This is a genomic window from Ruegeria sp. HKCCA5839, from assembly GCF_013035585.1.
Classification (GTDB): domain Bacteria; phylum Pseudomonadota; class Alphaproteobacteria; order Rhodobacterales; family Rhodobacteraceae; genus Ruegeria.
In genome coordinates, this window is the sequence record NZ_WQIE01000001.1 from 1053915 (window position 1) to 1067433 (window position 13519).

The window sequence follows — 13519 nt, forward strand, 5'->3', positions numbered from 1 at the left end:
AGCCAATGTCGAACCGTTTACGCGCCCTTTTCATTGACCACCTATCTATCCCGCGTGGCAAATACCTGCCCGCCAGCAAGATCGGCGATGGCTCGACCCGGTTTGCCCGCGCAACGTTTGGCGTGCATTACGACCGCGATCTCTTGCTGGACGCGCCGCACGCGATGGTGCGCGAAGGCGCGCCGGATATGGAACTGCGCTGGCGTGGCGAGGACGTCCGCCAAGGGTGGGAGCCCAATACGTCGATTGTTTTGGGCGATCTCTATGATGCGGATGGCAGCCCCCTGCCGCTGTGTCCTCGCGGGGCGCTGAAACGCGCGATCGCTGATTGGGAAAAGCACGGGCTCAAACCGATGCTGGGGATCGAGTTGGAGGCCTATGCCCTGCAAGGGGGCGAAGATGGACGGTTACGGCCCTATGACACACCGGGGGGCGTGGTCTATGGCACCGGCCCCTTTACCGATCCGATGCGGATCAACGACGTGATCTGGAACAAGGCGCTTGAGATGGGGTTCAAGCTGGACCTGATCACCGCAGAATACGACAGTCCCCAGTTCGAATACACACTGACCTTTGACGACGCTCTGAAAGCAGTGGATGATATCGTCTTGTTCCGCCAGATGGCGCGCGAAGTGGCTTTGGACCACGGGATCATTCTGACCTTCCTGCCCAAACCTCTGTCCGAGATGGGCGGATCGGGCATGCATATCAACTTCTCGTTTAAGGATGCAGACGGGCAGAACGCATTGGCGACTGGCGAGCTTGGCGGCCCCGATCACCTTAGCGATCTGTCGCGCGGCTGTCTGGCCGGGCTTGTGCATCACCACGAAGGTCTGGCGGGTCTTCTGGCCCCGACGGCTGGATCCTACCGTCGCCTACAGCCATCATCGCTGTCGGGCTACTGGAAGAACTGGGGCGGCGATCATCGGGGCGTGACCACGCGCGTCTCGGGCGAAGGCGGGGCCAAGGCGCGCCTGGAACACCGCATGGCGGATGCCAGCGCCAACCCCTATACCGCCGCCGCTGCCGTTCTTCAGGCCGCGCGGCTGGGGTTTGAGGCTAAGATGACCCTGCCCCCGATCGAGACCGGCGACGGGTTCGACACGGTGGATGCCCGCACCGGCACCGCGCCGAACCTGCGCAAGGCCATACAGGACCTGACAGCCGACACCGCTCTGGTCGATGCGGTCGGGCGCGCATTGGTTGAAAATCATGCCTTCATGAAAGAGCGCGAATTCCGTAAGACGCGCGAGCTGGAGCCTGACGCTCTGCTGGATTTCTATGTTTGGTTTGTCTGAGATGCGATTAGCCTGCCTTGTCACCAACACCGATGACAGCGCCTTTGCCAAAGCGCGCCCCTTGGATGACGCGAAATTCGCGGACCTGATCCACGAGGTTAGGCCCAACTGGCAGGTGACCGCGTTCTGGGTCTGCCGGAATGAGTTTCCGGAAGACATAAACCAGTTCGATGGCGTGGTTATCACAGGCAGTCCGGCCTCCGTCACCGAAGACCTGCCTTGGATGCAGAAGCTTTCGGAATTGATCACGGACATTATCACACGCGGCATACCGCTTTTTGGCGCCTGTTTTGGGCATCAGAGTATTGCGAAGGCTTTGGGTGCGCCGATTGTGCGCAATCCCGAGGGCTGGGCGCATGGGCGGATCGAGACCCGCCGCGTGGCGCGGGCACCGTGGTCGGGGAATGGCGATGTCTTGCAGCTTTATGGCTCGCATATCGAACAGGTGGGCGCGTTGCCCGACGGCGCGCAGCGCCTGTTTGAAAGCCCCGGTTGTCCGATCGCAGGGTATGCCATAGGCCACACCGTGTTCACGGTGCAGCATCACCCGGAAATGACACATGGCTTCATCTCCGATCTGGTTGACGAATACGCCGACTATGTCGGTGAAACCGTCACACAGACCGCGCGCGCCTCGGTGCAGGCCGGACCTGCCGACCGCGCGCTGTTTGCGGAAGAAATCGCTGCTTTCTTCGAGATGGAGGGACGCTGAATGGGCACGATCACCAAAGCGCTGGATTTGCTGGGCTTTTTTGCCCGCGACCGGGCCGAGATCGGCCTGGGAGAATTTGTGCGCCTGACCGGTCGGGACAAGGCGACGGTGCATCGTCATCTGACCGAACTGGCCGAGAACGGGTTTCTGGAACAGCATCCCGAAACCCGCGCCTATCGCCTGGGTCCGGCCCTGCTGCGCCTTTCCGCGCTGCGCGAGACACTGTTTCCGGTGCGAAAGCTGTTGCAACCCATCGTATTTGATCTGTCGGAAGCGGTGGGAGAGCTGGCCCATGCCAGCCTCTTGCAGGGCGAGGTGCTGTCACCGGTTATCCATGCCGACCCCAGCCTGCACGGTGTTCTGGTCCATTTCGATATTGCCGAGATGTTGCCCTTGCACGCAACCTCGTCGGGCATCGCCGCACTTGCCTTTTGCGCCGAAGACACGCGGGCGAAAGTGCTGACGCGACCTTTGTCGAAATTCACAGACCAGACCATCTCGGATCCTGCTGCACTGAAGGCCAAGATCGAGCAGGTGCAGAGATTTGGCGTTGTGTCCGTGAGCGGCACGTTTGACGAAGGCGTCACCTCGGTTGGCGCGCCGGTGTTTGGCGAAGGCGAACGGGTTTTGGGCTCTTTGGCAGTCGCGGTACCCACCGTGCGCGCCAATCCCGAAAAGCTGAGCGACATCGCACAAAGACTTCTGGTCGAGGCCTCGCATGCCTCAACCGCGCTGGGCGGCGTTTTTCCGCGCAGCTTCGACACTCTGCCGCCCGATTGGGGCGACAAAACTCTGGCACAACAGGTGATCTGATGAAGGACAGCAACTTTCTGAAAGAAAACAACGCGCGCCACCTGTGGCACCCGATGGCACATCCGGCTGACAGCCTGAATAACCCGCCTGACATCATCGTCGGGGGCGAAGGGGTGACGATCACGGATGTGGACGGGCACAGTGTTGTTGACGGGGTTGGTGGGCTCTGGAACGTGAACCTGGGCTATTCCTGCCAACCGGTGAAGGATGCCATCACCGCGCAGTTGGACCGCCTGCCCTATTACTCGATCTTTCGCGGTACCACCAATGATCTGGTCATCGAACTCAGCTGGATGCTGCAAGAGTTTTTCGCACCCGATGGCTTGTCTCGCGCCTTTTTCACCTCGGGCGGATCCGATGGGGTGGAAATCGCGCTGCGTCTGGCACGCCAATATCACAAAATCCGAGGGGACGCGGGACGGGTCAAGTTCCTGAGCCTCAAGAAAGGCTATCACGGGACCCACACGCTGGGGGCATCAGTGAACGGAAATCCCAATTTCCGCACACAATATGAACCGCTTATGCCCGGCTGCCACCACATTCCGGCACCGTACCCCTATCGCAATCCGTTCAACGAAAGTGATCCCGAAAAGCTGGCACAGCTGTGTCTGGCCGCGCTTGAAGACGAGATCAAGTTCCAAGACCCCTCGACCATTGCCGCGATGATCATGGAGCCTGTTCTGGGTGCAGGTGGCGTGATCCCGCCGCATGAAAGCTTTATGCCCGGCGTGCGCGAGATCTGTTCGAAACACGGGATCCTTTTGGTCGCGGATGAGGTGATCACAGCCTATGGCCGCACCGGCGCCTGGAGCGGGTCGCGGCGATTTGGTGTAAAGCCCGATATGGCCGTGACGGCCAAAGCGATCACCAACGGCTATTTTCCGTTTGGCGCTGTGATGATCAGCGATGAGATCTCGGAAACGTTCGAAAAGGACACATCCGGCAAAGCAGCGATTGGATCAGGTTATACCTATTCCGGCCATCCTGTGGGGGCTGCGGCGGCGATTGCCTGTTTGCAGGAAACCGAACGGCTGAACGTCAAGGACAACGCAGCCGCGCGCGGCCAGCAATTGTTCGAAGGGCTGCAAGACCTGGCCAAAACCTATGACACCATCGGCGATGTGCGCGGTGGCTATGGCTTGATGTGCGCGCTCGAGCTGGTCTCTGACCGCGCAGCCAAAACGCCAATAGACAAGGCCACCATCGGCAAGGTCCAAAAGACGGCATATGCCGCCGGTGCAATGGTGCGCGTATCAGGCAACAACATCATCCTGTCCCCGCCCCTGATCCTAAGCAGCGCGGATGTGGACACGATTGTCTCGGCCTTGGATGCGGGGTTCAAATCGATCTGACGCCAAGCTGGGGTGGTCGCAGACGCGCCGACTACCCCAACAGCCCGATATCCTGGCCATCGATTATGATCGCAAGATCCCAGAACTTGCGCAGTTCTTCTTCGGCGGCCAATGCGGCCTTTGGATCGTCCGGCAGACGTTCTATGCGAAAGCCAAACTGCTCAAACCCGCAGAAATCCACACGGCTGAGGATCACGGGCTCTACTGACCGCTCCAACGCTGCGGCGGCCAACAGTCTTGCAATATCATGGACGTCTTCGGGCGCTTCAACGATACGGATACCGATATGGGTGGACCCGGCTCCATCACGGTCCCACAGATCGACCGCAGGCGCCAGGCCGGTTTCAGGGAACAGCACCTTTCCAAGCGGTGCCATTTTGGGTCCGTCTGTGATCAGATCATCCAGCCTGACCGGTTTCTTCGGCGAGATACGGCTGAGTATTTCAAACCAGGAAGTCTCAGCCATGGTTGCCTCCCACCTCTGCAATCAGCCTCGCGGCCTGCTCTGCCCCGGTTTTGGGGAGCTCGATCGTTTGAAGAGCCGCTTGATAGACTTCGGTCTCGCCGTGGTCCAGGCAGTCGGAAACTGTGCGTTCAAGCTTCATCAACTCGCGCTCGGTCACGATTGCGCATAGGTCACGATCCGCGAGCGCCCGCGCGCGCCGTTCCTGGTCGTCCAGATAGGGCGCGGATTGCGGGATGAGGATCGCGGGTAGCTGATGGTAAAGGATTTCAAGCACCGAGTTATACCCGGCCGCCGACACCACCAGATCAGCTGCCAGGCCAAGTGACGTGGCCTCAAGCGTATGCACCACCCGTGTATTGGTCCAGCCAAAGGCCGACGGGTGCACAACGCTTCCGGGCCATGTGACCACCAGATGCAGACAATCGGTCCGCTTTTCGAACATGCCCGACAGGGCTTGCAACTGCGCCGACCTGTCCGAGGCAACACCCCCGCCCAACATGCTGACCACCAGATGCTTGAAGTCGCGGCCAAAACGGTCCGCCAATCTTTCCCTGAGCGCCACGCGCTCGGATTTGGATTGATCCACCTGGCGCACGATGGGGCCCACATAATGGACGTGATCGCCATAGCTATAGGCGTCGTTCAACTCGTCGAAAGCCTCAGAGGGAACGATGACCCGGTCAAAGATGCCCTCGCGGCGCAGCATCGCCGGTCTTGAACGCCCTTTTGGCCAGAGCCCACGCCTGAGCCACACGGCGGAGAGCCTGCGTTCCTGAATAACCCGATAAACAGAATCAAAGACATAGCCCCCGTCAAACACAAATGTATCGGCGGTGTTCAAAGCGGCGCTCAGGCGTCGATAGGTCAGAATATCGTTGGCGTTGATGTGATCCTCAGCGCTGGCCCTGGCCACCAAAGGGATACAATCGATGCCCTCACGGCGCACCAAGGGCACGCAGCTGGGAAAGGCGGCAAAGATCGGCTTGCTGCGTTGCGGCAAAGCCTTGGCGATAATCGTACAGCGCTGCGCGTGTCCCAGCCCAACTCCATTTGTCGGAAGAAAAAGGGTTTGGCGCCCGGATGGCGCGGTCTTGTGGGCGGGTGCGGACAGCGCCGCCGCAGCCTCCAACCGCGCAATATCGACCGTCTGCAACCAAGGAGATTTCGACGCCTGTTGCGCGATCATCGCCCTGTGGCCCAGAACCTTTCCGGTCAGATAACCATCAAAGGCAAACAGGGACTTGGGCCCCAGCAAAGCAGGTGCGCCCTCTGACATAAGCGCTTCATCTTCGGTGCAGTCAATTGCGACACCACCAGCGGCAATCAGCTCAACCGCCAGAGTCGCCATGCGAACGCCGGCCACGCCCGTGCCGAACATGGCCAAAATATCAGTGCTGCCAGCCAAGCTGTGTGGTGACAGATCAGTGTAAAGAAGCGTTGGCAAGTCACTGAAGGGAGACGCTTTTATCGCTTCGTTCTGCGCGCCGCTCACGATGATCCTGAGTGTATAGGCGCTCTGGTTGCTCATGCGGGCCAGACAGGACAACGTATCGGTCGTGTCCAGCTCGATCGACCCCAGCACAACCGTGACAGCAGTCTTCTGGCGGATGGGGCGCGGACCCTGGCCAAGTTCGGCCACAAGCGGACTGGCCGCCGTGGGCAGGATCGAGCGAGGCTGCATTTCTGTCAGGTCGATAACACTTGCCTCACGACCAAGCCCATAGGCCAGGCGCGCTTTTGCCCCGACATAGCTTTGCTGCGATTTGAAACGGCCAGTCGCGATGACCGGAGTTTCCAGAGCAAGCTTCTTTTGTCTGAGCGAGGAAAGCAAAAGATCGTCGATCTCCTCGGCACCAAGAATGAAAACGGTTGAAGCCTGATACTCTTCTTGATCCACCAAAAACTTTGCGGCCTCATAGATACGCCCACGCCCGGCGTTTTCCGGCAGGTACTCGGATCCTATACACGCGTTGAAACCGCGCGCATTCAGCTGTTCTGCGAAGATCAACTGCGAGTCGAAAGACCGCAATGATCGTTGCCCCGCTTCGACAAAGATCATGGCTGTACCTCGCTGCGACTGGACAGAACGCCTGAAATCATGGCCTCGAACTTCTGTGAAGAATATTCCGCCATCATCTGCTGCGCTTTGCGAACCTGGTTTTGGTAGCTGTCAGGCTGAGCAACAAAACGCGCAACGATTTCATCCACTTCACCGGGTTTGCATTTCACGACCGCGTCACCGAAAGCCTGCGCGGTATTGGCATCGGTCAGAACAACCTTGCCAGCGGCAATTGCCTCGGCAACGACCCGCCCGAAACTTTCCTGCCATGTTGGCGCGGTAAAATAGACGTAAAAGTCAATCATTTCAAAGAAATCACTCACCGAAATCGCATCAAATGGAAGCAGGGTCCAATGCGGGCGCTGAAATCCCGCCTCAAGCAAACTATCCGCACCAAGAATGACGTTTTCCTGCGCTTGAGGGGAAAAGCAATGATCCAGATCGATCAAGGTTGGAAATTTCTCAAACCCGGGACGAGAGTGTCTACCACGCCGATCGCTGGGTTGGTTGGAAGGCACGGTAAGTTCAAACTCGCAAATATTGAACCAATCCGCCTTTAGAACTTGCCAATGCTTTGCGGCACAGCTTCGGTCCAACCAATCCGTAACGGTCTTTCTATTGTGACCTGAGATCGGTGCCAGCGTTTTTTTCAAAGCCAAACTTGCGGCCTCGATCTGGTTCAGACAATTCGCGACATCGAACCCCTCTTCGCCGCCCGGACGCAAAAAGTTCTCGTGTGTCACAACGATCAGTTCACGGGCAAAAATCTTAGTAGGCAACTCATCCTGGAACTTCAGAAACGAGGGATTGTGCAAGACTACGAAGTCGGCGCTGATACGGGGTGCATCCCAGATTAACGGTATGTGCAATTCGTCCAGAACACGCCGCAACGATGGTGCGACAAGCTGCTTTTTACCAAACGTCTTGGAGGTTACGGCATGGACCGAAAGCTGCCCGAACTGTGCTGCAACCCGCAATTCCTGCGCTACGGCTGACGATGTCCCACCCGAAAACCGGGGTTCGACCACATAAGCGATTTTCGGCAGGGTCAAGTCGGCAACCGAGAGTGACAATGACATCGGATCCTAATGCTGCAGAGCGCTAGACTGCGTCGCACTTTCAGTCGATGTTGTATCGGAAGCCGCTGCTTGATCTTCCGAATAGTCAAAATCGAGGCTGCCCGCCGAGGCTGCCTGATAAAAATTGCGCAACTCTATCGACAATTCGTCGTTGCCAGCCATGATTTGCGGGTTTCGCTGAAGATAAGCGTAAAGCGACTGGGTATCGTTGCTGGACAGGTACTGATCTATAATCAAAAGCTGGTCAATGGTGATCTCAGCCCGCACGCCACTAGCAGCGCTGAGCAAAAGCAGCGCTGTCACTATTCCAGAGAGTCTGCGATCTGTCATTCTTCGACGCCCGGGTTGTCACAATGTCCAGTATACACGGTTTTTTTTACATTTAAGCAATTCATTAATTCGTCGCAGACCTAAGCTTGTTCAGAACCTGGTTTCGCAATTGTTGGGTCTGAGCTGCCGGCGATGTATTGCGACTGCTGCGTGTTGTGCTTGACCGGGCGCGGCCCGAGCTTTCGCCTGCCAACCACAGCTCGACCACACCGTTGGGTGTCTTAGCTCTGGACCCAGTAAAATTCCGCAACAAAGCGCCAGCATCTTCGGCCAGTGCTTTTGCCTTTTCGGCGTCTTCGGGATGATAGAACCTTACATTCGTCTGTGTAATCCCAAAACCGACCCGCGCGGTCCCGCTGAGTTGATGTCCCGTGGCTTCCAACTCTGACACCACCGCCTGCACGGTTCCTTCCGACAAACGATTTGGCGCGAACAGTCTGAAATCAGCCCGATTCTCGAGAGCGGGTGTTGCGGCTTCATCAGGCACATCGCTGTTTTCAACGGGCTCGGGCCGAACCAAAGGTCTGGGTGTCAATGCGCTTGCGATGGCGTCTTCCAACTGTTCTTTAACCGCCTCATCCGGTTCGGCCAGACTTGCTGTGCTGGGGCGCTGCACCGGGCTTGTGGAATAACTCAAATCCGGCAGTTCATAAAAGTCCAGCGCGGCCACTGTCGTGTCGGTGTAAAGATCAGAAAACGCAGTGGCCACACCTGTGCCACTTACCTCGACACCATAAGAAAGAGCTTCTGTCGGCAATGAGGTCCGCTCGGCCCCTGACACGAACGGGTTGTCAGCTGCGAACCCGCCAAGCTGCGTCACTGCCAGGGGTGCCGCAGGTGGAGAAACCGCCAAGCCATCCCAATTGCCTTGCATTTCACGCGCAGAGACAAAGGCATGCACCGGCGCATTGCCCCTGACCAGTGGCCCGGTCTCATACTGTGCGAAGCGCGCATCAGCGACCTGCCCCGGGCTCAGATCACCTGTGATTGTTGGCTCCGGTGGTGGTTTGAGAGAAGAAACCGACGCTTGAAGCCTGGGCACCCCCGGCAGAACAAACACCTCAACGACGTTCGATGGCTGCTTTAGCTCAGGCGCTGACGGCTGAAGCGACGCCAAACGATCTGTCTCGGTCACGGTTGTCGCCGGCAGATCAGACTGAACGGAAACTTCAGGCAAACCGGTCGGCTGGCCCGGACTGCGATCCGTCAGGCTGGGTGCCCCCGAAAGCAGTGGCTCGGGCGCTTCGATTACCGTGCTTTGTGGCGTTGGCGTGATAGTCAGGTCCGGGCTGGAACTTGCGACGCTATCGCGCTCGGACAAGCTGGGCAGTGACGAGTCAGACACCACGAAGAAAACAGCCGAACTGGCTGCCACTCCAATGACGCACCCCAAAGCTATGGCACCAAATCGGTATTTCCTGCTGCTCTCTTTTTTGCTCAAACTGCGCTGAAGCTTTCGGAGAAGCGTCTTGTCGCGACCCGCGCTTGGCCGCATTTCGACCGGCTCGGGATTTGGCTGCAACAATTGGCCGTCATCGACATCATCATAAGGTCGCGTGACACCTGGCAATTTTGGCAGGCCTTCGACCTGTTCTGCCTCGATGGACGCAGGCTGATGCGACGGGTCCTCTTCCGAGATTTCAGCAGCCTTTGGCTCGGTCTGCGCTGCCTCCGAATGTTTGCGGCTTTTGCCAGTCACGCGGTTGCTGAGACCGTCCGACGGGATGGCATCAAGAGGTTTCAGAAGAGATTCAGACGACTCACCATCGCGCTGAGCCATAACCGCCTCGCGTTGGAGTCGAGCTTCTTCGATCCGGTCCAGCCAAGTCTTGGGTGTTGGGCGATGCTCCGCTGTGGTTGAAACCTCTTGTGTAACAGGCCGGTTCGGTGATGAAGCTGGGACCGCTTCACCCTGCGCCCGCGCAGCCAAGTTTTTTGCCCGCTCAATCCGAGCGTTTTCAAGCATCTGCTGCCAGTCCGAGGATTTCAGAAAGTTGCGAACTTCCGACACCCCTTGGAGGTCGTCGCCGTCAACTTCAGGTAGCGCTCTTGTCTCGCTATCCTTCGACATCATATCCCCCAACTGGCACCCTAAGCACACATAACGTTTCTTATAATCTCAGCAGGTGAAACCGTTACACATTTGATCGCTGAAATTTAGAAACAAACCCGCCTGAAACTATAGAAAATTGACGAATTGAAGACAAGCTAACCCGTTTTCTTAGGCGGAATCCGGCAATATCTAAGTTCTTAGGGCGACAGTGCTATCGACTGGTGCGAATTGTATTGAGCAACATGACAGCGCAACGCGCGCCATTTTTACCGGTTACTCTGATTTTGGGAGCTCGTGCCAACGGGCGCGCGAGATCAGAATATCGGCGACACAAGAACAACTCTCTCGATCGCAGACGATCGGATCCATCGGCAATTTGATGTCACGTCCAATTTCACCAACATGTCCACCTACGTTGCAAACCGCACGTTTGACATGCCCGTTCCCTGTGATGCGCAAAGACTCAAGACCGGCTTCACATAGCCAGCCCTGCCAGCGGTTTTCTCGGTTCAGAGTAAACAAGTCTGCACGTATCTCCTCATGTGTTCCGTCGGCTTTGTGGTGGGTCATCGTTCCACGAGCGTGGCGTAGCCAGCCTCTGGGTGCGGCTGGGTTCCAAACATGCTGCTTCATCTTAGCAATCTGTTCATCACTATACGGATAAAGCGCATCGCCAAACTCAAGACGCAAAGGCTTCATAACAATCGCAATGTTGGGAAAATCAGCCCCCAGCCTGCGGGCCATCTCATAGCTTTCGTCAAACCGGTCTGGCAGCATGGTCAGATTGACCTGCACATGGATAACCTCGGACAGGATCGCGATAACGCGATGCACGTGGTCAAACTCGGCCTCTTCCAGATGAAGCGTCAAGATCAGCGAATCCAGCTTGTCGCGAATGGCCAACCAAAACCGTTCCGTTCGCGACCCGTTCGAGATCATGCTGACCTTCATGTCATGGGCGCGCGCGGCGCTCAGGATCTCTTTGATTTTTGGATGCAGCGTGGGTTCGCCCCCCGTCAACTGCAGCCAAACCCGACGGCCCAACCGGTTGTGATAATGCTCTTGAAGGGCCTCGATCATGCCAAGGACATCGTCATAGCTTTGCCAACCCTTGGAGCCATCATGCAACGCCGGTGGGCAATAGCTGCAGGAATAGTTGCAGCGATTGCCAAGCATCCAGTCCACCAGCACGACCTTTTTGTGTATGTCGTCTGTGTGTTCGATCCACTCCAATGGCCGCGGTTCAGCGTCCAATGACTGATCATCCGTTTCTACGGTCTTGGTAGATTGCATTGCCGCGCACCAGCCTCCAAGGTCAGGCAAAATACGCAAAACCCATCTCAAGCATCACGCAAGTTTGCCTGTCTCCATTCCTCCCGAACCCCGGACCGCCAAACATAAGGCGCGACGGGCACCCGTGCTGTCAGGTTAGTCCAGTTGTCCCGACCGAGCAATGATGGGGTGAGTTGGGCCCGTTTCGCTGCTCCCAATGCTCATCTGATCTGATAGAAGAACGACAACTTGCGGCTGCGCCCACTGGGCGGTGGCGGGAAGGGTGCCGCGATGCGCACTTGTTCTTTGGCGGCCCGGATCACATCCGGCGCGCCCGAACTATCGATCACGTCAACCCACGCCAGACTGCCGTCAGGATTGATCTCGAAAAACACCTGCGCGAATCCTCTGGTCGACACTGCAACCAGGGGTGATCGGTTGAGATGTACCAAAACCTGACCGGCATAGTTTGTGGTGTCGGAGTTGCCTGGCCCACGCCCGCCTGAACGATTGCCTTGCTGGCCTTGGCGGAACACATCCCGCCCCTCGCGCCGGTACGAGGTCAGAGGTGAGTCGATGGTTTGCTGCGGGAACCGCAAGCTGTCAAAGTTCCGTGCCCCCTGCAGGGTTCCGCGCGCTGCGGGCCGGGCGTTGCGATCCGGCAGGCGTGGCCGCAACGACGTTACCAGACCCTGATCCGGGACGCTGTCTTCAGCCTCGGTCTCTTGCGGCTCAATCTGTTCTGATGGCGCCTCAGAGGGTGAAACGGATATGTCCGGGTCAATTGCTTCACCTTCCAGCGGGGCAGCAGGAGCGGTTTCGATCAGCTCGGGCGGCAAAGCGGCAAGTTCTTGCGGAGCATCGGCCTCCAACGCTTCGGCTTCGGGCGTTTCGGCCTGAATTTCAACCCCTTCAGGAACACCGACCGGAGATTCGAAAATCGGCTCAACATCGGTCACCGCCGTTTCTTCGCTGTCATCGCCGCCCACCTCTTCCACCGGGTCTTCGACCACCTCTTCGGGTGCTTCGGGCTGCACAAGATCTTCACTGCCGGTATCCGGTGCAAAGGAATCCGCTTGCGGATCCTGCGAGGCTACAAGGGCCTCGGAGATCGGGACTTCGGGCTCGAGCGGTGGCTCGACAGGTGGTTCAGGCTCGTCTTCGGGCTGTTCTGGCTGCTCGGGCTCGGGCTCCTCCGGCTCGGACAGAGGTTCTGCAAGATCTTCGAAGGCGTTGCTGAGTTCAACCGCTTCCGTCCGGCTCTGCCCTGACGGTGCGTTTGGCTCGGTCGACACCGTCATGCTGAGGCCAATCAGATGGGCCAGCAATGACAGGGCAACTGCAAGCGCCGCAACAAAAAGCGAGCGACGGATCATTCCAGCGCCTTTTCAGTGACCACAAAGACCGAGGTCGCCCCAAGGCGACGCAATTCCCCGGTAACTTCGATCAGTCGCGGGCCCGGTGCGTTCCGATCCGGCACGATCCGCACAGCGCCGGGTTCCTGCCCTGCCATGAACTGTTCCAGAGCAAGCCCCTGCCCGCGATAACTGAGCGTGCCATCGGCATGCAAAACCAGCGCATCAGGCGGTTCGCGCCCTTGCAGATCAGCCGTGTCCACCAAATCCAGATCAGGATCCAACGGCACCGAGATCGTGCCCGCGATCAGGAAGAAGATCAGCATGAGGAAGACAACGTTGATCAGCGGAATGGTTGAATCGCGTCGTCGTGTCTGGCGAGGGGGGCGGATCATCGCGCTACTCCAACACCGTGACGGTCAGACCTTCGCGCCCACGCAGGCGCACGAGAAGGTCGACCAACCGCTGAGCCGTGACATCGTCATCCAGACTGACAAGAACCTGACCCGGTTCAAGCTGCTCGGCCAGCACGTCAAGCAGCACGGGCTGACCGTTCAGATCCAACCGCTCCGCGCCAAGCTGAAGAAACACGCGTTCAACCTGTTCGCCCGAAGCCCCTGCCCCTGTTGTCGCATTGCTCAGCTCGATCTCACCGAATTTGGAAAAGGTCGAGGTGAGCATAAAGAACAGCAACAATAAAAAGATCACGTCGATGAGCGGTGTCATCGAC

At 58.0% G+C, this 13519-nt stretch carries 13 protein-coding genes; 4 read left to right on the forward strand and 9 right to left on the reverse strand.

The window, feature by feature from the left end; genetic code table 11:
- The first annotated feature begins 5 nt into the window (after positions 1–5).
- From GOV38_RS05180 to GOV38_RS05195, 4 genes are read left to right on the forward strand one after another with little or no spacing between them, the layout of a single operon-like run.
- Positions 6–1298: a glutamine synthetase family protein gene (locus tag GOV38_RS05180; protein WP_171207855.1), complete on the forward strand. Its 1293-nt coding sequence runs from the start codon at positions 6–8 to the stop codon at positions 1296–1298.
- Positions 1282–2010 carry a type 1 glutamine amidotransferase gene (locus GOV38_RS05185; RefSeq protein WP_171207856.1) on the forward strand — a complete coding sequence of 243 codons (729 nt, stop codon included), beginning with the start codon at positions 1282–1284 and terminating at the stop codon, positions 2008–2010. Before GOV38_RS05180 ends, GOV38_RS05185 begins: the two co-directional genes overlap by 17 nt.
- Complete coding sequence (locus GOV38_RS05190) at positions 2011–2823, forward strand: IclR family transcriptional regulator (protein ID WP_171207857.1); 813 nt, start codon at positions 2011–2013, stop codon at positions 2821–2823.
- The gene (locus GOV38_RS05195) at positions 2823–4175 is read left to right on the forward strand and encodes an aminotransferase class III-fold pyridoxal phosphate-dependent enzyme (protein WP_171207858.1); all 1353 of its coding nucleotides are present in this window, start codon (positions 2823–2825) and stop codon (positions 4173–4175) included. Before GOV38_RS05190 ends, GOV38_RS05195 begins: the two co-directional genes overlap by 1 nt.
- Positions 4176–4206: 31 nt before the next feature.
- Here GOV38_RS05195 and GOV38_RS05200 read toward each other — a convergent pair whose 3' ends face one another.
- The 9 genes from GOV38_RS05200 to GOV38_RS05240 form a co-directional block, all read right to left on the reverse strand.
- Positions 4207–4641: a hypothetical protein gene (locus GOV38_RS05200; RefSeq protein WP_171207859.1), complete on the reverse strand. Its 435-nt coding sequence runs from the start codon at positions 4639–4641 to the stop codon at positions 4207–4209.
- Entirely contained in the window at positions 4634–6700 is a 2067-nt protein-coding gene (locus tag GOV38_RS05205) for a glycosyltransferase (protein WP_171207860.1), read from the reverse strand. Before GOV38_RS05205 ends, GOV38_RS05200 begins: the two co-directional genes overlap by 8 nt.
- Positions 6697–7779 (reverse strand): glycosyltransferase, encoded by a 1083-nt coding sequence (locus GOV38_RS05210; protein WP_171207861.1) that lies wholly within the window; start codon positions 7777–7779, stop codon positions 6697–6699. Before GOV38_RS05210 ends, GOV38_RS05205 begins: the two co-directional genes overlap by 4 nt.
- A gap of 6 nt (positions 7780–7785) precedes the next feature.
- Positions 7786–8109, reverse strand: coding sequence for a hypothetical protein (locus GOV38_RS05215; RefSeq protein WP_171128625.1), 324 nt, complete (start codon positions 8107–8109; stop codon positions 7786–7788).
- 64 nt (positions 8110–8173) lie between these two features.
- Positions 8174–10180 (reverse strand): hypothetical protein, encoded by a 2007-nt coding sequence (locus tag GOV38_RS05220; protein ID WP_171207862.1) that lies wholly within the window; start codon positions 10178–10180, stop codon positions 8174–8176.
- Between the two features lie 255 nt (positions 10181–10435).
- The gene (locus GOV38_RS05225) at positions 10436–11455 is read right to left on the reverse strand and encodes a radical SAM protein (protein WP_171207863.1); all 1020 of its coding nucleotides are present in this window, start codon (positions 11453–11455) and stop codon (positions 10436–10438) included.
- A 200-nt stretch (positions 11456–11655) separates the two neighbouring features.
- Complete coding sequence (locus GOV38_RS05230; protein ID WP_171207864.1) at positions 11656–12810, reverse strand: energy transducer TonB; 1155 nt, start codon at positions 12808–12810, stop codon at positions 11656–11658.
- Positions 12807–13184 carry a biopolymer transporter ExbD gene (locus GOV38_RS05235; RefSeq protein ID WP_171128617.1) on the reverse strand — a complete coding sequence of 126 codons (378 nt, stop codon included), beginning with the start codon at positions 13182–13184 and terminating at the stop codon, positions 12807–12809. The genes GOV38_RS05230 and GOV38_RS05235 overlap by 4 nt, the downstream gene beginning before the upstream one ends.
- Before the next feature lie 4 nt (positions 13185–13188).
- Positions 13189–13515, reverse strand: coding sequence for a biopolymer transporter ExbD (locus tag GOV38_RS05240; RefSeq protein ID WP_171128615.1), 327 nt, complete (start codon positions 13513–13515; stop codon positions 13189–13191).
- Between the last annotated feature and the right edge of the window lie 4 nt (positions 13516–13519).